The sequence below is a fragment of the Myxococcus guangdongensis genome (assembly GCF_024198255.1).
Lineage (GTDB): Bacteria > Myxococcota > Myxococcia > Myxococcales > Myxococcaceae > Myxococcus > Myxococcus guangdongensis.
Genome location: NZ_JAJVKW010000003.1, coordinates 65,105 through 84,760, shown reverse-complemented (window position 1 = coordinate 84,760; position 19,656 = coordinate 65,105). Strand labels below are relative to the sequence as shown.

The window sequence follows — 19,656 nt, the reverse complement described above, 5'->3', positions numbered from 1 at the left end:
TCCGCCTTCATGGCGCTCCCCGACCCGGCCTACGTCCTGGACGCGGCGGGACGTCTCGTCGCGACGAGCGCCTCCGGCGCGCGGGCGTTCGGCCAAGGCCCCGAGGGGCTGGTGGGTCGGAGTTGGAGCGAGCTGGGCCTGCCTGTCGAGGACGCCGCGAGGCTGGAGTCCGCGCGAGCGCGGGCCTCGTCGCTGGGCGACAGCGTCACGGTGGAGCTGCCCTGGCCCATGGACTCGGGCCTGCGGCGGCACGCGCTGGTGCTCACCCCGCTGCCCGCGTCGGAGAGCGGGCAGGGCCTGGTGCTGGTGACGGCGCGGCCGCTGACGGAGGCGGAGGCGGTGTACTCGCGCGCGCTGGAGCTGGAGCAGGTGGCGCGCGCGGAGGTGGAGCAGGCCGAGCGGCGACGCTCGTTCCTCTACCAGGCGATGACGACGCTGTTCACCCACCCGCCGGATCCGCACGGCATGTACACGCTGCTGGCGCACCTGGCGGTGCCGGACCTGGCGGACTGGTGTCTGGTGGACGCGCTGGAGCAGGGCAACTGGGTGTCGCGCGTGGCGGTGGCGTGCCTGGACCCGACGCAGCAGGAGCGCGCGGCGGCGCTGCCCCAGCGCATGGAGCGGCGCGACGACGCGCCGGTGGGGCTGTTGCGCGTGCTGCGCACCGGGGAGCCGGAGCTGGTGCCGGCGGTGACGGATTCACTGCTGCGCGCCGCGGCGGCCGAGCCCGCGCACCCGGCGCTGCTGCGCACGCTGCAGGCGCGCTCGTACATGATCATCCCGCTGCGCGCGCGCGGGAACACGCTGGGCGCGGTGACCTTCGTCGCCTCGGGTTCGGGCCGGCGGTACGGGCCGGATGACCTGGCGCTGGCGGAGGACCTGTGCCTTCGCGCGAGCCTGGCCATCGACAACGCGCGGCTGGTGGGCGAGTCGCGCCGCGCGGCCCGGGCGCGCGAGGACCTGCTCGCGGTGGTGTCGCACGACCTGAAGAACCCGCTGGGCGTGGTGCAGCTGGGCTCGGCGCTGCTCTTGCGCGGGCCGGGCGCGCGGCCGGGCGGGGAGATGGTGGCCAAGCAGGCCACGCGCATCCAGGACGCGACGGACCGGATGTCGCGGCTCATCTCGGACCTGCTGGACTGGGGACGGCTGGAGGCGGGGGGACTGCCGCTGGAGCTGGGCGAGCACTCGGTGACGGCGCTCGTCACGGAGGCGATGGACGCCATCCGGCCGCTGGCCGAGGCCAAGGGGCTGCACCTGCACACGCGCTCCACCGAGGACGACGTGCGCGCGAAGTGCGACCGCACGCGGGTGCTCCAGGTCCTGGGCAACCTCTTGGGCAACGCGGTGAAGTTCACCCCGCCGGGTGGAGACTTGGAGGCGGGCGTGTCCGTGCGCAACGGCGAGGTGTGCATCCACGTGCGCGACACGGGCTCGGGCATCGACCCGGAGGCGCTGCCGCACATCTTCGACCGGTACTGGCAGGCGCGCGACGCGGCCAGTCGGGGCACGGGGCTGGGGCTGGCCATCGCCAAGGGACTGGTGGAGGCGCACGGCGGGCACATCCAGGCGCGCAGCACGAAGGGCGAGGGCAGCACCTTCTCCTTCACGCTGCCGCTGACGGGCGTGTCCACCGCGCCGCACTCCGGCACGTCCCGCGCGCGACTGGACGCATGAAGCGGAGCGAGGACGGCTAGAGTCCTCGCCCGTCCATGCTCACCACGGAGCCGCTCCCCACCGCGTTCCTGCTCGCCGTCTGCGGAGCGCTGCTGGCGCTCAGCGTCTTGTTCAGCCGGGCCTCCGGCCGCTTCGGCATCCCCGTGGCGCTCCTGTTCCTGGGCGTGGGCATGGCGGCGGGCTCGGACGGCCCGGGCGGCATCGCCTTCGACAACTACGGCTTCGCCTTCCGGCTGGGCACGGTGGCGCTGGTGCTCATCCTGTTCGACGGCGGCCTGAACACGCCGCTGTCCGCCATCCGCTCCGCGCTGCGTCCGGCGGCGGCGCTGGCGACGGTGGGGGTGGTGGCCACGGCGGCGTTGATGGGCGCGGCGGCGCACTTCCTCTTCGGCTTCGGGTGGACGCAGGCGTTGCTGCTCGGCGCCATCGTGTCGTCCACGGACGCGGCGGCGGTGTTCTCCGTGCTGCGCGGCAGCGGGCTGCACCTGAAGCAGCGCGTGGGCACGACCCTGGAGTTGGAGTCGGGGTTGAACGACCCGATGGCCGTCATCCTCACCACGGGCCTGACGCACACGCTGGCGAGCGGCAAGGCGCCGGGGTGGGAGCTGGCGGTGGAGGCGGTGGTGCAGATGGTGGTGGGCGCGGGGCTGGGGCTCGCGATGGGCCTGGGCGCGAGGCTGTTGCTCAAGCGCCTGCGGCTGCGCGTGGCGGGGCTGTACCCGGTGATGACGCTGGCGCTGGCGCTGTTGTCCTTCGGCCTGCCCACGCTGCTGCACGGCAGCGGCTTCCTGGCGGTGTACGTGGTGGGCATCGCGCTGGGCAACGAGACCATCCGCTACCGCACGGGCCTGCTGCGGGTGCACGACGCGCTGGCGTGGCTGTCCCAGGTGCTGATGTTCCTGGTGCTCGGGTTGCTGGTGTATCCGCGAAACCTGGTGGAGGTGGCGTGGGAGGGGTTGGGGTTGGGGTTGGTGCTCGCCTTCCTGGCGCGGCCGTTGGCGGTGTTCCTGTGCCTCTTGCCGTTCCGGTTCCCCTTCGGGGAGATGGTCTACACGGGCTGGGTGGGGTTGAGGGGTGCGGTGCCCATCATCCTGGCGACGTTCCCCGTGCTGGCGAACGCGCCGGGCTCGCGGGACATCTTCAACATCGTGTTCTTCATCGTGGTGGTGAACGGGCTCATCCCCGGGGCCACGGTGCCGTGGGTGACGAGGAAGCTGGGCCTCGCGGCCAACGTGCCCGAGCCGCCCCAGGCGGTGCTGGAGATCGCGTCCACGCAGCTGCTCAAGGGTGAGCTGAGCTCGTTCTACATCGACAAGGCGTCCGCGGTGGCGGGCGAGCGGCTGGCGGACCTGCCCTTCCCACCGGGCTCGGCGGCGATGCTGCTGGTGCGTGGGCAGGAGCTGCTCGCGCCCAAGGGCGACACCGTGTTCCAGCCCGGCGACCACGTGTATGTCTTCGGCCACGCGGAGGACCTGCCGCTGCTGCGCCTGCTCTTCGGCCAGCAGGAGGACGCGTAGGCGCACGAGGGCTGGCCCGCGCAGAGGCGCCGATGCTTTGCCTTCGAAGCATCGGCGCGTGACGTGGCTGTGATTGCTCGTCCCAGGCGTCCGTGACAGGAAGCGGCTTCATGTCCTTCCTGCATCAGGCGCTGGTGTTCCTGGCGGCCGCGGTGGTGTCCGTCCCGCTGTTCAAGCGGCTCGGCTTGGGCTCGGTGCTGGGCTACCTCGTCGCGGGCGCCGTCATCGGTCCTTCGGGCGCGAGGCTCATCGGCGACGTGGAGAACGTGCTCCACTTCTCCGAGCTGGGCGTGGTCCTGCTGCTGTTCGTCATCGGCCTGGAGCTCCAGCCCTCGCGCCTGTGGAGCCTGCGCCACTCCGTCTTCGGCGTGGGCGGCGCGCAGGTGCTCGTCACCGGCGCCCTGCTCGCGGGCGTCTGCTGGCTGTTCGGCCTGTCGCCCGGCGCGTCCATCATCGCGGGCTTCGGCCTGTCGCTGTCCTCCACCGCCTTCGCCCTGCAGTTGCTCGCCGAGCGCAACCAGCTCACCACCGGCTACGGACGCCTGGCCTTCGGCATCCTCCTGTTCCAGGACCTGGCCGTCATCCCGCTGCTCGCGCTGCTGCCCCTGCTGGGCCACACGAACACGACGTCCCCCGAGCCCGGCTGGCTCACCGGCCTCAAGGTGGTGGCCGTGCTCGCGGGCGTGGTGCTCTCAGGCCGCTTCCTCCTGCGTCCCCTCTTCCGCGCCGTGGCCTCGTTCCACAGCCAGGAGCTGTTCACCGCCACCGCGCTGCTCGTCGTCGTGGGCACCGCCGCCCTGCTCAACGCCGTGGGCCTGTCCATGGCGCTCGGCGCGTTCCTCGCCGGCGTGCTCCTGTCCGAGTCCGAGTACCGCCACGAGCTGGAGGCCGACATCGAGCCCTTCAAGGGCCTGCTGCTCGGCCTGTTCTTCATCGCCGTGGGCATGAGCGTGAACCTGCGCCTCATCGTCGAGCAGCCCGTGCTCATCACCGCCCTCGTCCTGGGCCTCGTCGCCCTCAAGGGCGCGGTGCTCTACGGCCTGGGACGCTTCAGCCTCAAGGAGAACGAGCCCTCGCTCAGCCTGGGCGTGGTCATCTCCCAGGGCGGCGAGTTCGCCTTCGTCCTCTTCGCGCTCGCCGTGTCCTTCCACGTGATGAGCGCGCACGAAGCGGACCTGCTCGTCGTCGTCGTGGGCCTGTCCATGGCCACGACGCCCGTGCTCTACGCGGCCTACGAGCGCTACGTCCGTCCCCGCTTCCAGAAGAAGGCCCAGACGCGCGAGTTCGACGTGGCGCCCGAGGAGGACCACCCCGTCATCATCGCCGGCTTCGGCCGCGTGGGTCAGGTGGTGGGCCGGCTCCTGCGCGCCAAGCGCATCGGGTTCACCGCCATCGACGCGAGCCCCGAGCACATCGACTTCATGAAGCGCTTCGGCAGCCAGGTGTTCTACGGCGATGCGTCCCGGCTGGACCTGCTGCGCGCCGCCCGCGCCGACAAGGCCCGCGTCTTCGTGCTCGCCATCGACGACATGGAGGCCTCCCTGCGCACCGCGAAGACGGTGAAGGAGCACTTCCCGCACCTGGTCATCTTCGCGCGCGCCAGGAACCGCGTGCACGCCTACCAGTTGCTGGACCTGGGCATCGAGCACGTCATGCGAGAGACCTTCGCCGGCAGCATGGAGCTGGGCGGCGACATCCTCCAGACGATGGGGCTCACCTTCTCCGAGAGCCACCGCGTCATGGAGCGCCTGAGAGAGCACGACGAGAAGCTCCTGCGCGAGACGGCCCGCTTCCACCGCGACGAAGCCAGGCTGGTGGAGGCCGCCGCCCGCGCCCGGAAGGAGCTGGAGCGCCTGTTCGAACAGGACGACGCCGAGCAGAAGAAGTCCGCCTGAGCCGCCCGCCCCCGCGAGCCGGGGGCTCCTGGACAGGGCCCCTCACCACGTCCGGACCGGGCAACCCCACCTCCCCGGGATTCCGGACTCCAGACGAAAACGCCACATCCAAGACCCACCCAGTTTCCCAGGTTATCTGAACCCGCATTCACCCTGGGCGCATCCGGCCGGCCGAATTGCAGTCACGCTGCAAGAACCGGCCGTTCGGAACGGCAGGCAGGGACCTGGAGCGCACCGAGCGAGGAAGGAGCAGCGGGGGCCGCTCGCGCCAGACACGGAGCGGAGTATGGTTCTGCCCGGATGCGCTTCGGCCTCACCGCAGCACTCAAGTTCGCCCCCTTCCGTGCCTCGGCCCACGCGGAAGCGCGGGGGCTCCACGCGCTGACGACGTCACCCCGTGCGCGGGGGACGGGCGCCGCGCCACGGCGCCCCCTTGCGCGGAGCACCTTCTCGATGAGGAGCCCGGAGAATCCCGAGGCAGCCTGTCCTCCTTCCTGACACGGCCCCTCCTTCTCTCCTCGTCCTCCAGCTCCCCCCGCGAAAACCACGACGCATGCCCTCCACCCCCGCAAAGAAGCGCCCGCGTTCCCCGGCCCCGACCCTCCCCTCCGAGGCGTCGTCCGGCGTACCGCTGCATGCGCTCCTCGAGGGTCTGCCGGATGCGTTCTTCACGCTCGACGCCGGCTGGCGCTTCACCTACGTGAGCCCGCGCATGGCGGAGCTGTTGGAAGGCACCGCCGCGGTCGGCGACGACGTGCGCCGCGCGTGCCCCCAGCTGCTGGAGCTGCGCCGCCACCTGCGCTTCGAGCAGCCCGCCACCCAGCAGCCCGCCACGCGCTTCGAGCACGGCTGGCCGGAGCGGGACTCGACGTTCGACGTGCGCGCGCGCGTGGTGCCCGGGGGCCTGTTGGTCCACTGCCGGGACATCAGCGGGGAGAAGCGCGCGAAGGAGGAGCTGCGCCGCGCGAGCGAGGTGTTCCGCGCCATCCACGAGGGGACGACGGACTCCGTCTACACGAAGGATTTGGAGGGCCGCTACCAGCTCATCAACGCCTCCGGCGCGCGCGCGGTGGGCTACGAGGTGGAGCAGATGGTGGGCCGCACGGACCACGAGCTGTTCGCGCCCGAGGTCGCCCGCGTCAACGCCGCCAACGACAGGGAGGTGCTCGCCTTCGGCCGCACCGTCACCTACGAGGACGCGCAGCCGGGTGTGGAGGGCCCGCGCGTGTGGCTGTGCACCAAGGGCGTGCTGCGCGACGGCGAGGGCAAGGTGGTGGGGCTGTTCGGCATCAGCCGCGACATCACCCAGCGCAAGTGGGCCGAGGAGGAGGCGCGCCGCCACTCCGAGTTCCAGGAGCAGCTGATGGGCATCGTCAGCCACGACATCAGGAGCCCCCTGGGCGCCATCATGAACTGGTCGCGCGTCATGGCCGAGTCCGGCACCGCCGAGGACGCCCGGCGCACCAGTCAGCGCATCGCCACCGCGGCGGTGCGAATCGAGCGGCTCACGCGCCTGTTGCTCGACTTCACGCGCACCCGGCTGATGGGCGGCGTGGCGATTGAGCCCCGGCCCATGGACATCAAGGATTTGGCCCTGCGCGTGGCGCACGAGTTCCGCGTGGCCTACCCCGAGCGCGTCATCGAGGTGGAGCACAAGGGCAACACGCAGGGCATGTGGGACCCGGACCGGCTGGGCCAGGTGGCCAGCAACCTGCTGGAGAACGCGCTGAAGTTCGGCCCCTCGGACACGCCGGTGCGGATGGAGGTCCGGGCCACGCGCGGCAACAAGGTGGTGCTGGAGGTGCACAACGGCGGGCGGCCCATCCCCGCGCACCTCTTGCCGCACCTGTTCGAGCCCTTCCGCAGCGGCCCGCAGACGACGCGCACGCTGAAGATGAGCTACGGGCTGGGGCTCTACATCGTCCGGGAAATCGTCCAGGCGCACGGCGGGGGCATCGAGGTGAGCTCCACCGAGGACGACGGCACGTCCTTCACGGTGACGCTGCCGCGCCGCTCGCTGCCAGCCCGGCCCCAGGCTCAGTCGCCGCGCGTGCCGCGCTCCGAGCCCAGGTAGCGGTTGAGCAGCGCCGCCAGCTCCGAGCCCGCGAAGGGCTTGGTGAGGTAGTCGGTGCAGCCGCTGTCGAAGCCCGCCTGCACGCTCGCGGGCTCCATGCGCGTGCTGCACAGGATGATGGGCGTGTGGCGCGTGGGCTCACGCTCGCGCAGCGCGCGGCAGGTCTGCAGGCCATCCAGGTGCGGCATGTGGATGTCGAGCACCACCAGGTCCGGTGCCTCCACCGCCACGCGCGCCAGCGCCTCCAGCCCGTCGCGGGCGATGAGCGTCTCGTAGCCGCGCTCCACCATCATCATCTGGTGGAGCATCAACACCGTGTGCGAGTCGTCGACCAGCAGGACCTTCTTGCGCCGCATGACGCCTCCTGGAGGGGGAGCTGGGTGCTCACGCGGGGGACGTGGCCTGGCAGAGCTGCCGCAGGTGCATCAGGCGCGGAGGGCCCATGCCCAGGAAGCGCACCCCCATGCCGTGGGGCGCGCACAGGCCCTCGCGCCGCGCGCAGGGGTTGGCCCACGCCACCACGCCATGGGACTCCAGCCGCTCGCCCGTGGTGGGCAGGTGCAGCCGCAGCGTCACCGCCGCGCCGGGCCGCGCCGGCACCAGCGTGCGCACGAAGAGGCCCGCGGGGCTCATCGCGAAGGACACGCCCGACGTCCACGCGGCGCCCTTGCTCTCGCCCTCCGCGAACTCCACCGGACAGCAGAAGGGCACCCGCTCCTCCACCCGGAGCGACGCGCCGTCGCGGCCCAGGAGCGTGTGCACGCGCGGCAGGAGCGCCCCCGCCCGCGCGCACTCCGCGGGCGTCACCGACAGGGACGGCACTCCCTCCAGGAGCGCGCGCGCCGTGACCCCCGCGCGGGCCCACACCCCACCCCAGGCTCCGTCGCCCGCGACGACGAGCAGGTGGGGCCGGGCGCCGTGCTCCTCCACCCGCGTGGCGGCGCCCTCCACGGTGGCGCTGTAGAGCAGGTGGTGGCCAGAGGCCTCCAGCAGCGAGCCCAGCCCCGTCCACGTGCGCGCGCCGCCCGCGCCCGCGAGCAGCACCACGCGCGGGCTGTAGCGCTCGCTCGGAGGGGCCACGGGGCTCTTGCCCAACAGCGCGGACAGCCGGGCGCGCACGGCCGCCTCGCTCACCGGCGTCACCAGACAGTCCTCGATGCCCTCGGCGTCCGCCGCCTCCAGCACCTCCGCGGGGGTCTCCGGCTCGGCCACCAGCACCAGCGGCGCGCCGGACGCGCCCACGCGCGCCTTCAGCCCGCCCAGGCCCCCGGGGCCGCGCTCGCGCACCTGCCGCCAGTGGACCAGCACCAGCCGGGGCCGCGCTCGCGAGGTGGGCTCATGGGCCACTCCACCCGCGATGGCCGCCTGCACCGGCTCACACCCCAGCGCCCGGGCGGCGCGCGACAAACACAGCCACGCCTCGCCCACCACGCCCACCCACAGGACACGGGGCGCCCCGGGCGCCTCGCCGATGACGGGCCGGACAGGGCCTGAGGCCATCCTCATGCGGATTCTCCGTGTCTGGTTCCCCCCGGCCCCGCCGCTCGCGTTGTTGGCGAGATATGGGAAACAGCTACACGGTGAATACTCCCCCTGGTCGGATTCCAGGGAGAGATGAGGAATACAGGACAGAGAGAATCAGCCCGACCTTTCGGTGCGGGCGACGTCAGACGCGGGCGACATTCACCCCGGAGTCCACCGCCTGCAGCTCATCGCCGAAGGACACGTCCACGGCGCCGCCCTGGGGCGGGTCATAGGGCGCGCGGCCGACCTGGGTGGTGCCGAAGCGGGGGAACAGGGGCGCCAGCACATAGGAGCGGAAGCACCAGCCGAAGAAGCTCACCGGCTTGAGCTGCGGGTCGATGGAGGCGGCAATCTTGGCGTGCGCTTCCGGCAGCAGGCTCCAGTGCAGCCCCGGCGTCTCATGGTGCACCGCGTGCAGCCCGTTGTTGAAGAGGAAGAAGTTGATGAGGCGGCCGGTGAAGCTGCGGCTGTGGTCGTGCTCGCTCCAGGGGTCCGCGTGGACGTGCTGGATGTAGTTGAAGAACATGATGGTCCACAGCGAGAAGAACGCCGGAATCAGGAACGCGAAGACCCAGACGCGCAGGCCACCACCGATGCCGTGCAGATACATCGCCAGCGCGACGAGCGCCGCGTGGGTGCCGCCCCAGACGATGTACTGGAGGACAATCTGGCGGAACAGGGCCGGGTTGCGCGCGCGCGCCTTCTCGATGAAGGCCTTGGTCGGCTCCTGCTGCCAGTAGGTGGAGACGAAGGGGAAGAGGAAGGCGACGAGGAAGTTGTGCTTCTTCGAGTAGCGCCAGGTGATGGTGGCGTCGCCCGCCTTGTTCACGAACTTGTGGTGGTTCAGGTTGTGCGTCGGAATCCAGACGAAGGTCGGATAGCCGTAGAACAACGACAGCCACATGCCCATCGCCTCGTTCATCTTCCGGTTGCGGAAGGTGGGGCTGTGGTTGTGGTTGTGGGCGATGACACCCGCCGACAGCGCCAGGTAGCACGCCAGCGGGCACAGGTACGGGATGAGCGACGGGGCCCAGAACATCGAGAGGGCCACCACGGGCATCGCCAGGCACCAGAGGAGGGTGCGGATGTCGGCGCTGTAACGGAGCATGGCGCGCAGTGTGCCCTACGCCCCAGTGAAGGCCCAAATCAATCGCTCGCCCTCCAGCGAGGCCTCCCTCTGCCTCTCGCCGTGTAGGAGAGCGGGCGACGCTCTCCCCACCCGCGCTTCCCGGGATTCAGCGCAAGTGGGAGCGCAAGAGTTGCACCATGCCGTTCAGGGGCGCGCTCGCGGTGGTCAAACCCGCCTCGTCGACGGCGCGAGGCATGCCGTAGACGACGCAGGAGCTCTCCGACTCGGTGAGCACCACGCCGCCCGCCTCGCGGATGGCGCGCGCGCCGTCGCGGCCGTCCTCCCCCATGCCGGTGAGCACCACGCCCACCGCGTCCTTGCCCCAGACGCGGGCGGCGCTCTGGAAGAGCACGTCCACGGAGGGGTGGTGGGGCATGCGCAGGGGGTGACGGTCCAGGCGCACCAGGCTGAGCGCGCCGTGGCGCTCCAGTTTGAGGTGCTGGCCGGCGCGGGCGAGCACGACGCGCCCGGGGAACAGCTCCATGCCGTCCTCCGCCTCGCGCACCTCCAGCGGACACAGCGCGTCCAGCCGCCGCGCCACCGCCTCCGTGTAGCCGGGGGGGATGTGCAGCGCGAGCGCCATGGGCGCGGGGAAGTCCGCGGGCAGCTCCGACAGCAGCTTCGTCAGGGCCTGCGGGCCACCGGTGGAGGTGCCCACCACCACCAGCTGCCGGGCGGACGCGAGTGCGTCCGGGGACGCGGAGGACAGGGGGTGGCCGGGCGAGGCCACGGGGCGCCGCGCGGCGCGGGCCGCGATTCGCACCTTCTCCACCAGCTCCGCGCCCAGCTCGTAGAGCCGGTCCGTGGCCAGCGCGGTGGGCTTGTGCACCAGCTCCACCGCGCCGCTCTGGAGGGCGGACACCGCCAGCTCGCTCTCCTCGCCCGCGCTGCTGACCACGACGACGCGCGGCGCGTGCTCCATGGAGGACAGGGCGCGCAGCACGCCCAGCCCGTCCAGGTTGGGCATCACCAGGTCCAGGGTGAGCACGTCCGGCGACAGCTCCGCCACCTTCTCCAGCGCGTCCAGGCCGTCCCGGGCGGTGTCCACCACCTGGATGTCCGTGGCGCCCGACAGCACCTGCTTGAGCACCTTGCGCGCGAAGGCCGAGTCGTCGACCACCAGCACGCGGATGGGGGCTGGGGTCATCATGCGTCCGCCTTGTTGTAGAAGAAGACGCCCCGGCGCTCCTCGCAGGAGAGCGCGGTGCCGAAGCGCATGAGCGACTCGGAAGTGCCCACCAGCAGCTGGCCACGGGGCTTGAGCACGCTCGCCAGCGACGCCACCACCCGGCGCGCCGTGTCGTCCTGGAAGTAGATGAGCACGTTGCGGCAGAGGATGGCGTCGAAGGCGCCCAGCCGCGCCACGGCGGCCTCGTCCACCAGGTTGATGCGCTTCCACTGCACCGCGTCCACCAGCTCGGGCTTCACCCGCACGCGCCCCTCCACGCCTCGCTCCAGCCAGCGGCCCTCCACGCCCGGTGGCAGGGCGCGCAGCGAGCGCAGGTTGTGGTCCCCCGAGCGCGCGCGCTCCAGGGCCCGCGGGCTCAAGTCGCTGGCGACGATTTCCACACCGGACAGCACGCCCCGGTCCGCCAGCATCATCGCCAGCGTCAGGGGCTCCTCGCCGGTGGAGCACGCCGCGCACCAGACGCGGGGCTTGCGCCCCTGACGCACCTGGGGCACCAGCACGTCCTCCACGAGCACCAGCAGGGGCTGCGCCTCGCGGAAGAAGTACGTCTCGTGGACCAGCAGCGAGTCCACCAACGCGTCCAGCGCCTCGGAGCCCGCCGGGTCGTAGCGCAGGAAGTAGTAGTAATCGAGCAGCGAGTCGAACCCCGCCTCCAGCGCGCGGTCCGACACCTTGTCCGCCATCAACTCTCGGTCCTCGGGCGAGTAGTGCAGCCCGGCTCGCTGCTCGATGAGCGCCGCGAGGATGGCGAACACCTGGGGAGACATCGGCAACGAGGGCATGGCGTCCTTGTCACCGCCCCAGTGCCACGAGGCAGGCGCGCCGCACTTCCTCGTCGTCGTCGCGGAGGGAGGCGCGCTCCAGCGCGTCGCGGGCCTCCACCGTGCCCAGCGCCCCCACGGCGGGCACCGCCGCGCGGCGTCCGGCGGGGCTGGCCGTCTCCAGCGCCTGGAGCAGGCCCGCGCGCGCGTCCGCCCGGCGCATGCGCGCCAGCGCCGCCACCAGCAGGGGCGCCGTCACCTCGTCCGCCACGTCCAGCGCGGCGAGCAGCCCCGGCAGCCGCCCCTCCATGGGCAGGGCCAGCGCGCTCACCACCCGCTCGCGCACCGTCAAATCCCCCAAGAGCGACACCAGCGCCTGGGTGGACGGGATGCCCGGCCGCGTGGCGAGGAAGCCCACCGCCGCGCTGCGCACGCTGTCGTCCCTGTCACTGGCGGCGCGCAGGAGCGCGGGCAAGGTCTCCGGGGCCTCGTACTCGGCCACCGCGGACAGGGCCACCAGCCGCGTGGCCGCGTCCTCGGAGGAGGCGGCCTCCAGGAGCACCGGCAGCGCGTCCTGACGGCGCGCCACGCCCAGGCCCAGCAGCGCCGCGCGCCGCACGTCCGCGTCCGCGCTGGCCGCCGCGCGCCGGAGCGCCGTCATGGCGCTCTCCGTGTGCATGTGGGCCAGCGCGTCCACCACCGCCACGCGCACCTGGCCCGCGTCGTCGTCCGCCAGCGCGACGATGGCGTCCGCGGCGGCTTCCTCGTTGAGCTTCCCCAGCGACTGGCACGCGTAGTAGCGCACCCACGGGTCGCGGTCATTGAGGCCGCCCAGCAGCAGGCTGGTGATGCGGGCCTCCTTCTGCGTCTGTCCCAAGGCGCGCATGGCCGCCGCGCGCGTGCGCTCCGACTCGTGTGTGGCCGCCGTCAGCAGCGCGTCCACCGCGCGCGGATCCTCGATGAAGGGCAGGCCGTAGATGGCCGCGTCGCGCAGCCGCTCGTCCGAGTCGCGCATGGCCGACAGCAGCACCTCCAGGCCTCGGGGATAGCCGAAGTAGGAGATGATGCGCAGCGCCGCCCGGCGCAGCCGCGCGTCCGGGGAGCGCGCCGCCTGCAGCGCCAGCGCCTCCGTGCTGTCGCTGCCCAGCGACTGGATGGCGCCCGTGGCCGCCTGCACCACGCGCGGGTCGTCGTCCACCAGGCGCTCGAAGAGCGCGCCCACCGCGGACGGGTCGCCGATGCGCGACAGCGTGTCCGCCGCCATGGCGCGCACCGACGCGTCCCGGTCCTCCAGGCACACCAGCACCTCCGGCACGGACGCCACGCGGCGCCCCACCAGCGGCAAGAGCACCCGGCGCCGGGCGCTGTCCCCGTCGCGCAGCGCCTGCAGGATCTGGTCGTCCGCGTCCGAGCCCAGCTCCGCCAGGGCCGCCGCCGCCGCGCGCGCCACCGTCGGGTCCGGCGCGTCCAACAGGCGCAGGAGCCCCATCGCCGCGTCCTGCCCGCCCACCCAGCCGAGCAGCCGCGCCAGCGAGGCCCGCTCCGCCGAGTCCGCGTTGCTGATGGCCTGCGCCAGCCTGCGGCCCAGCACGGACAAGTCCCCGCCGGAGCGCAGCGCCGCCTGCACCGCGCGCGCGCCGCCGAAGCGCTGCACCTGCGCCTCGTGGATGTCCACCAGCGCCACCGCCACCACGCGCACCAGGCTGTCGTTGCCCCGGCGCAAGAGCCCCACCAGCGCGGGCACCGCGGCGTCCTGGCCCGTGCGCCCCAGGGCACGCGCGGCCTCCAGCGAATAGAAGGGGTCCGCGAGCAGGCCCAGCAGCGCGGGCACCACCGTCGGGTCGCCGCAGCGCCCCAGCACGTCGATGGCGGGGAAGATGCGGAAGAAGTTGCCGCTGCCCAGCGCCGCCAGGAGCGCGTCCACCGCCGCGCCGCCGCCGATGCGGCCCAGCGCCTCGATGGCCGCCACCGCGACGTTGTCGTCCGGGTGCACGGTGAGCCGGGCGAGCAGCGGCACCGAGCGCCGGCTGCGCCTGCGGCCCAGCACCTGCGCGGCGTCACAGACGATGGCCGCGATGGGGTTGTCCGCCAGCACCTCGAGCGACTCCTCCACCGCGCCCGTGGAGGCCACCAGCGCCTCCACCGCCGCGGCCAGCCGCGCCTCGCTGTCGCGGCGGCTCCTGAGCACCTCGCACAGGGGCGGCACCGCCTGGGTGCCCAGCCGGGCCAGGGCCGCGACGACCGCGCGGCGCACCGCCCAGCTCGGCGTGTCCAGCCCGGCCACCAGCCGCGCCAGGTTGTCCGGGCCGCCGCGCGCCAGCTGCTCCACCGCGTCCACCTGCGCCCGGTCCTCCGCGGAGAGGAACAGGGGCGAGGCGCCCACCGCCGAAGACGTCGTCGCCGTCATGCCTGCCGCTCCCTCGCCAGCTCCGCGCCCGTCGACTCGGGAGGCTTCGTGCCCCCCATTCGCGACAGGCTCTCCAGTTGCTCCGCCTGCATCCGCGACAGCTGCCCCAGCCGGGTGGACACCTCGCGCACCTCGGCCGCGTTGCTCGCCGCGGCGCGGACCTGCTGCGCGGTGGTGACGGTGATTTCCCGCGCCCGCGTGCGCATCTCCTCCACGCCCCGGGCCAGCCCCTCCGTCACCTGGGTGGCCTCCGCGCTGGCGCGCGCCACGGAGGCGATGCCGGTGGCCTGCCGCTGCGCGGACACCGCCAGCGAGCCCAGCACCTCCGCCTGCTCGTCCAGTGCGCGTGCCGTGCCCTTGGCCACCCGGCGCACCTCGTCCGCGCCCTTCACCAGCGCCACGAGCGCCTGGGCCTGCTCGTCGGTGGCCCGTGTCACCGAGCCCGCCAGCTGCGCCACCTGCCGGCTGGCCGCCTCGGCCTGCTTGAGCGCCCGGGCCTGCTCCGCCATGCCGCGCGAGGACTGGGCCACCTCCTTGCGCGTCACCTCCATGGCCCGCGTCACCTCCGCCGCCGCCTTGGCCTGCTCGGACAGGCCCGCCAGCGTGCGCTGCGTGGTGCTGGCCATGTCCTGCGCCAGGGCGCTCACGCCGGTGACCTCCTTGCTCTGCGCCCCCACCACGTTGCTGACGGTCTGCACCAGCTGGCGCATCTGCGCCGCGCCCTTGGACATGTCCGAGGACGCCGCGGCCTGCTCCTGCACCGCGCGAGAGACCTTCTGGGAGATTTCCGCGAGCTGCCCGTTGGCGCGCACCACGTCGCGCAGCGCGCGCGCCTGCTCCCCGGAGGCCTGCATCGTCTGGCGCGCCATGCGCCGCATCTCCGAGCCGCCCTGCGACAGGGACTGCGCCGCCTGGGCCTGCTCCGTGGCGGACGTGGCGATGAGGCGCCCCTGCTCGCTCATGCGCACGTTGCCCTGCGCGAGCGCCTGCGCCGCCTGCACCTGCTCGCCCGTGGCGCGGCTCACCTCGCGCACGTTCTGCCCCAAATCGTCCACGCCCTTGAGGATGGTGGACAGCGCGCGCTCGGCCTCGGTGGCCAGCGCCGAACCCTCGTCCGAGGCGCGCATGCCCTCGCCGGTGGCGGTGGCCGCCTCGCGCGCCGTCGTCTGCAGCCCGCGCACGATTTTCGCCACGTCCGAGCTGGCCGCCGCCGCCCGGTCCGCCAGCGCGCGAATCTCCTCCGCCACCACCGCGAAGCCCCGGCCGTGCTCCCCGGCGCGCGCCGCCTCGATGCTCGCGTTGAGCGACAAGAGGTTGGTGCGGTCGGCGATGAGGTTGATGGTCTGGACGATGTCGCCAATCTCCTCGGCGCGCTTGGCCATCTCCTTCATCACGCCCGACGACTCGACGATGGACTGGCGGATGCGGCCGAAGCCGGCGATGGAGCGCCCCACGGTGGCGCCGCCCTCGCGCGCCAGGGTGCCCACCCGGTCCGCGGTGGCGCGAGCCTCCTCCATCATCTGCGCCACCCGGCGCGTGGAGGACTCCAGCTGGGTGGAGGCCGAGGCGCCGGAGGAGGCCTGGGCGTTGATGGCCTCGGCGGCCTTGGCCACCGCCTGGGCCGAGCGCGCGAGCTCCTCGATGGTGGAGGCGTTGGCGTCCACCACGGCGGCGTTCTTCTCCGCGGTGGCGGCCACCTCCTCCACGCTGGCGGCCACCTCCTCCATGGTGGAGGCGTTGGACGTCGCATGCGTCTCCAACACGCGCGCGCTCTCCGCCACGCCGCGCACGCTGCGCGCCAGCTCCTCCGACGTCGCCGCCACCTCCTCCACGCTGGAGGCCATGGAGGTCGCGTCACGCGCCACCTCTCCCAGCGAGCGGCCCAGCACGCCTACCGCGTTCGCCACCTGCGTGGTGCGCTCGCCGACGACCTGCGCGTCCGAGGCGAGCCGGGAGATGCCCTTGGCCATCTCCTCGATGGTGGCGCCCACCTGCTCCGCGGAGGCCGCGCCGGACTGGTTGCGCGTCACCAGGTCCGCGACGGTGGCGCTCATCTCCGTCATGGACGCGAGCAGCTGCTCGCTGGAGGCGGCCAGGTCCTCGGCGTTGGAGGTGACACCCTTCACCGAGCGCGACACCTGCTCCAGCGTGGCCGCGGTGGTGTCCGCCTCCGCCGACAGGTGGGCGGCGTCCTTGCGCACGCTCGACACCGACGCGCTCACCTCCTCCACCGAGCCCGCCGTCGCCTCCGACTCCTGCTGCAGCTGGCGCGAGGAGTCGCTCACCGTGCGCTGCGTGCGCACGAGCGACTGCACCGCCAGCCCCGTCTGCTCCACGTGCGTCGCCACCACCTCGATGGCGGCGCGCACCTGCTCGGAGCCGGCGGCCTGCTCGTTGCCGGTGCCGGCCACGCGCGTGGCCATGGCCTCCAGCTCCTGCAGCAGCGTGGTGCTCTCGCGAAGGCTCCGGGCCAGGCGCTCGGCCAGCCCCCGCGCGTCGTCCTGCCCCTGGGGGGCGCTAGTGTCCTGCGTCGCCATCCGGCGTCTCCTCCCCGATGACTCGGGGGAAATCGATGAGCATCACCAGCCGCGGGCCCACCTGCGCCACGGCCTTCACGAAACCCTGCGCGCCCTCGGTGACGAGCGGCGGCGGCGGCTTGAACAGGCCCGGGTCCACCTTCAGCACCTCGCGCGCGCTGTCGACGAGCAGCCCCACCACCCGCGAGCCCAGCTGCCCCACCACCACCCGCGTGTCCAGCGAGCGCTCCACGGGCGGCAGCCCGAAGCGGCGCCGCGCGTCCACCACCGGGATGACCCGGCCGCGCACCTGCACCAGCCCCGCCACGTGCGCGGGTGCGCCCGGCACGGGCGTGGCGCCGTTGAAGGACTCCATCTGGAGGACGTTCGACGCCGGCAGCACGTACTCGGCGCCGTCCACCTTGAACACCACATGCAGCACGCTCATGTCGCGCGCTCCTCTCGTCCCCCGCCCCCCGACCGGCGCGACGCGCCGAGCGTGGGCAGGTCCAGCACCAGCGTGGGCTGGCCATCCCCCAGGTCCGTGGCGCCCGACACTCCGGGCACCCTCACCAACGGGTCCTCCAGCGGACGCAGGACGATTTCCTGCTGCCCGAGCAGCCGCCCCACGCCGAACGCCACCAGCTCCCCGCGCTGACGCACCAACAGCGCCCGCGCGGGCACCGCGTCCGCCGCGACGGCCGTCCCCTGCCCCAAGAGCCGCTCGAGCCACACGAGCGGCACCGCCTGCCCCCGCCGCTCCACCAGGGCCACGCCCCGCCCGCCCGGGGGGCGCACCACGCGCGAGGCGTCCACCTCGAAGAGCTCCTCCACGCACGACACCGCCACCGCGTAGCGCCCGCCGGCGCACTCGAAGACGATGGCGTCCAGCAGCGTAATCGTCAGCGGCACGCGCAGCCGGAACGTGGTGCCCACACCGGGCCGCGTCTCCATGCGCAGCTCCCCGCCCAGCTGGTCCACGACGATGCGCCGGACGATGTCCATGCCCATGCCGCGCCCGCTGGTGGCGGTGACCGACTCGCGCGTGGAGAAGCCCGGCCGGCAGAGCAGCTCCAGCACGTCATCCTCCGTGCGCGGCGTCGGCGCGCCCGCGCGCTTCGCCACCGCCGCCCCGTCCACGCCGCGCCCGTCGTCGCGCACGAGCAGCTCCACGAAGCCGTTGGCCTGCGCATGACACGCCAGGCGCACCAGCCCCTCCGGGGCCTTGCCCGCCGCGCGGCGCTCCTCGGGCGACTCCAGCGCGTGGTCCACCGCGTTGCGCACCAGGTGCACCAGCGCGGGCATCAGCCGGTCCGCCACCGCCTTGTCCAGCTCCGCGTCGCCCACGTCCAGCTCCAGCCGCACCGCCTTGCCCGTGGCCCGGCGCAGCCCGCGCACCAGGAGGGGCAGCCGCTCCAGCACATCCCCCACGCGCACCATGCGCAGCCGGAGGATGGCCGCGCGCATGTCGCGCAGCTGGCGCGCATTCTCCTGGAGGATGGCGCGCAACTCGCGCGTGGGCGCGCCCGCCGCCGTCAGGTCCGCCACCGCGCGCTGCAGCCGCGAGCGGTTGACGACGAGCGCCGCCAGCCGCTCCAGCGCCTCGTCCAGCCGGGACACCTCCACCCGCAGGGTGCCGCTCCCGCGCCGCGTCTCCTCCGGCTCCTCGTCCAGGTCTCCATCGAGCCGCGCCGGGGTGCTCACAGCGGGCACGGGCGCCGGGGCCTGCTCGCCGGCCAGCGGGCGCACCAGGGCGGGCTCGCCCCCGGCGGCATCCAGCAGCACTGCGTCCGCGGCCTCGGTGCTCAAGAGCAGCACGAAGGTGAGCGAGCCGCCCCCAGGCACGGGCCCCGACAGCGGGACGACCTTCACCAGGTCCCCCAGCGCCGCCAGCCGCTCGCGCACGCTGTTGATGGTGACGCCCTTGGCGGCGCGCTCGGCGCCAGGGATGAAGTCCACCCGCACGGGGCGGCGGCCACCCGCGGAGGCGGTGAGCTGCTCGCGCTCGGTGGGCGTCAGCTTCGAGCCGAGCGCCAGCGTCTCGTCGAGCACCGCCGCGACGGGCCGCGAGGTCCCCGGCGCCGTCGTCGAGGACTCCAGCGCCTCCAGCCGCTCCAGCAGCCCCGAGGGCACCGCGGCCGCGGGCTTGCCGGAGGCGAGCTGGCGCATGCGCTGCTCCACCGCGCGCAGGCCCTCCATGAGCGGCTCCACGCTGGCCTCGGGGAGCCGCCCGCCGGCCTGGTCCGCCTGACGCAAGGACGTCTCCATCCAGTGGGAGATGGAGACGATGGGCTCCACGTCCACCATGGCGGACAGGCCCTTGATGGTGTGCAGCGCGCGGAACAGCTCCCGCACGGCCTTGGGGTGGGCCGCGCCACGGCGCGCGCTGGCCTCCACCGCGAGCAGGTGGCGGTGCGCCGAGTCGAGCAGCTCCTCCACCTCCGCCAGATAGGCGGGGAGGAAGTCCGCGAGGTCCACGGAAGCGGTCAAGCCCGCTTCTCTTCCAGCAGCCCCCGCGCCTCCGCGAGGATGGCGTCGGGGGTGAAGGGTTTGGTCATGAAGCGGGTGGCGCCCGCCTCCAGCGCCCTCGCGCGCGACGCCTCGTCACCCCGCGTGGTCACGATGATGATGGGCAGCGCGCGCAGCTTGTCCTGCCCCCGCACGAACTCCACCACCTCGATGCCTCCGATGTCCGGCATGTTCAGGTCCAGCACCAGCAGGTCGTACGGGCTCAGCGACAAGCGCTCGATGGCCTCCAGCCCGCTCGAGGCATGGGTGAAGTTCAGCCCCGGATAGGGCCTCAGGCAGGCCACCACCATGTCCCGCATCACCTTGCTGTCATCGACGACGAGCACCTCTGCCATGGATTCCCCTGAAGACGGACCGCGAACCTAGAGCGATTTCTCGGGCTGGAAAGAGAACGGCGAGGCCCCCCGTCCGCCACCTTCCAGTGGCTGACAATCGTACGTT

14 protein-coding genes are annotated in these 19,656 nt (G+C 73.1%); 4 read left to right on the top strand and 10 right to left on the bottom strand.

The window, feature by feature from the left end:
- Nucleotides 1-9 precede the first annotated feature (9 nt).
- From LXT21_RS09710 to LXT21_RS09695, 4 genes are all read left to right on the top strand, one after another.
- Nucleotides 10-1,674, top strand: a complete 1,665-nt coding sequence (locus LXT21_RS09710) for an ATP-binding protein (protein ID WP_254037838.1) — start codon at nucleotides 10-12, stop codon at nucleotides 1,672-1,674.
- Between the two features lie 35 nt (nucleotides 1,675-1,709).
- Nucleotides 1,710-3,191, top strand: coding sequence for a potassium/proton antiporter (locus tag LXT21_RS09705; protein WP_254037837.1), 1,482 nt, complete (start codon nucleotides 1,710-1,712; stop codon nucleotides 3,189-3,191).
- Nucleotides 3,192-3,301: 110 nt separating this feature from the next.
- Complete coding sequence (locus tag LXT21_RS09700; RefSeq protein WP_254037836.1) at nucleotides 3,302-5,086, top strand: monovalent cation:proton antiporter-2 (CPA2) family protein; 1,785 nt, start codon at nucleotides 3,302-3,304, stop codon at nucleotides 5,084-5,086.
- A gap of 553 nt (nucleotides 5,087-5,639) precedes the next feature.
- Nucleotides 5,640-7,160 carry a PAS domain-containing sensor histidine kinase gene (locus tag LXT21_RS09695; RefSeq protein WP_254037835.1) on the top strand — a complete coding sequence of 507 codons (1,521 nt, stop codon included), beginning with the start codon at nucleotides 5,640-5,642 and terminating at the stop codon, nucleotides 7,158-7,160.
- Here LXT21_RS09695 and LXT21_RS09690 read toward each other — a convergent pair.
- From LXT21_RS09690 to LXT21_RS09645, 10 genes are all read right to left on the bottom strand, one after another.
- The gene (locus tag LXT21_RS09690) at nucleotides 7,124-7,516 is read right to left on the bottom strand and encodes a response regulator (RefSeq protein WP_254037834.1); all 393 of its coding nucleotides are present in this window, start codon (nucleotides 7,514-7,516) and stop codon (nucleotides 7,124-7,126) included. The two genes, LXT21_RS09695 and LXT21_RS09690, sit on opposite strands and share 37 nt — an antisense overlap.
- Nucleotides 7,517-7,544: 28 nt before the next feature.
- Nucleotides 7,545-8,666: a PilZ domain-containing protein gene (locus tag LXT21_RS09685; RefSeq protein WP_254037833.1), complete on the bottom strand. Its 1,122-nt coding sequence runs from the start codon at nucleotides 8,664-8,666 to the stop codon at nucleotides 7,545-7,547.
- Nucleotides 8,667-8,826: 160 nt separating this feature from the next.
- Complete coding sequence (locus LXT21_RS09680; protein ID WP_254037832.1) at nucleotides 8,827-9,792, bottom strand: fatty acid desaturase family protein; 966 nt, start codon at nucleotides 9,790-9,792, stop codon at nucleotides 8,827-8,829.
- A gap of 127 nt (nucleotides 9,793-9,919) precedes the next feature.
- Nucleotides 9,920-10,963 carry a chemotaxis-specific protein-glutamate methyltransferase CheB gene (gene cheB / locus LXT21_RS09675; RefSeq protein ID WP_254037831.1) on the bottom strand — a complete coding sequence of 348 codons (1,044 nt, stop codon included), beginning with the start codon at nucleotides 10,961-10,963 and terminating at the stop codon, nucleotides 9,920-9,922.
- Nucleotides 10,960-11,784: a CheR family methyltransferase gene (locus tag LXT21_RS09670; RefSeq protein ID WP_254037830.1), complete on the bottom strand. Its 825-nt coding sequence runs from the start codon at nucleotides 11,782-11,784 to the stop codon at nucleotides 10,960-10,962. The genes cheB and LXT21_RS09670 overlap by 4 nt, the downstream gene beginning before the upstream one ends.
- 10 nt (nucleotides 11,785-11,794) lie before the next feature.
- Entirely contained in the window at nucleotides 11,795-14,170 is a 2,376-nt protein-coding gene (locus LXT21_RS09665) for a HEAT repeat domain-containing protein (RefSeq protein WP_254037829.1), read from the bottom strand.
- Nucleotides 14,167-16,707: a methyl-accepting chemotaxis protein gene (locus LXT21_RS09660; RefSeq protein WP_254037828.1), complete on the bottom strand. Its 2,541-nt coding sequence runs from the start codon at nucleotides 16,705-16,707 to the stop codon at nucleotides 14,167-14,169. Before LXT21_RS09660 ends, LXT21_RS09665 begins: the two co-directional genes overlap by 4 nt.
- On the bottom strand, nucleotides 16,688-17,134 hold the full coding sequence (locus tag LXT21_RS09655) for a chemotaxis protein CheW (RefSeq protein ID WP_254037827.1): 447 nt from the start codon (nucleotides 17,132-17,134) through the stop codon (nucleotides 16,688-16,690). The genes LXT21_RS09660 and LXT21_RS09655 overlap by 20 nt, the downstream gene beginning before the upstream one ends.
- A complete protein-coding gene (locus LXT21_RS09650) occupies nucleotides 17,131-19,176 on the bottom strand; it encodes a chemotaxis protein CheA (RefSeq protein WP_254037826.1) in 2,046 nt (681 codons plus the stop codon). Before LXT21_RS09650 ends, LXT21_RS09655 begins: the two co-directional genes overlap by 4 nt.
- Nucleotides 19,173-19,550 (bottom strand): response regulator, encoded by a 378-nt coding sequence (locus LXT21_RS09645; RefSeq protein WP_254037825.1) that lies wholly within the window; start codon nucleotides 19,548-19,550, stop codon nucleotides 19,173-19,175. Before LXT21_RS09645 ends, LXT21_RS09650 begins: the two co-directional genes overlap by 4 nt.
- Between the last annotated feature and the right edge of the window lie 106 nt (nucleotides 19,551-19,656).

Coding starts and splice junctions, on each gene's coding strand:
- LXT21_RS09705 (WP_254037837.1), top strand. CDS start 1,710: ATGCTCACCACGGAGCCGCTCCCCACCGCGTTCCTGCTCGCCGTCTGC.
- LXT21_RS09700 (WP_254037836.1), top strand. CDS start 3,302: ATGTCCTTCCTGCATCAGGCGCTGGTGTTCCTGGCGGCCGCGGTGGTG.
- LXT21_RS09710 (WP_254037838.1), top strand. CDS start 10: ATGGCGCTCCCCGACCCGGCCTACGTCCTGGACGCGGCGGGACGTCTC.
- cheB (WP_254037831.1), bottom strand. CDS start 10,963: ATGATGACCCCAGCCCCCATCCGCGTGCTGGTGGTCGACGACTCGGCC.
- LXT21_RS09680 (WP_254037832.1), bottom strand. CDS start 9,792: ATGCTCCGTTACAGCGCCGACATCCGCACCCTCCTCTGGTGCCTGGCG.
- LXT21_RS09665 (WP_254037829.1), bottom strand. CDS start 14,170: ATGACGGCGACGACGTCTTCGGCGGTGGGCGCCTCGCCCCTGTTCCTC.
- LXT21_RS09645 (WP_254037825.1), bottom strand. CDS start 19,550: ATGGCAGAGGTGCTCGTCGTCGATGACAGCAAGGTGATGCGGGACATG.
- LXT21_RS09695 (WP_254037835.1), top strand. CDS start 5,640: ATGCCCTCCACCCCCGCAAAGAAGCGCCCGCGTTCCCCGGCCCCGACC.
- LXT21_RS09690 (WP_254037834.1), bottom strand. CDS start 7,516: ATGCGGCGCAAGAAGGTCCTGCTGGTCGACGACTCGCACACGGTGTTG.
- LXT21_RS09670 (WP_254037830.1), bottom strand. CDS start 11,784: ATGCCCTCGTTGCCGATGTCTCCCCAGGTGTTCGCCATCCTCGCGGCG.
- LXT21_RS09655 (WP_254037827.1), bottom strand. CDS start 17,134: ATGAGCGTGCTGCATGTGGTGTTCAAGGTGGACGGCGCCGAGTACGTG.
- LXT21_RS09685 (WP_254037833.1), bottom strand. CDS start 8,666: ATGAGGATGGCCTCAGGCCCTGTCCGGCCCGTCATCGGCGAGGCGCCC.
- LXT21_RS09660 (WP_254037828.1), bottom strand. CDS start 16,707: ATGGCGACGCAGGACACTAGCGCCCCCCAGGGGCAGGACGACGCGCGG.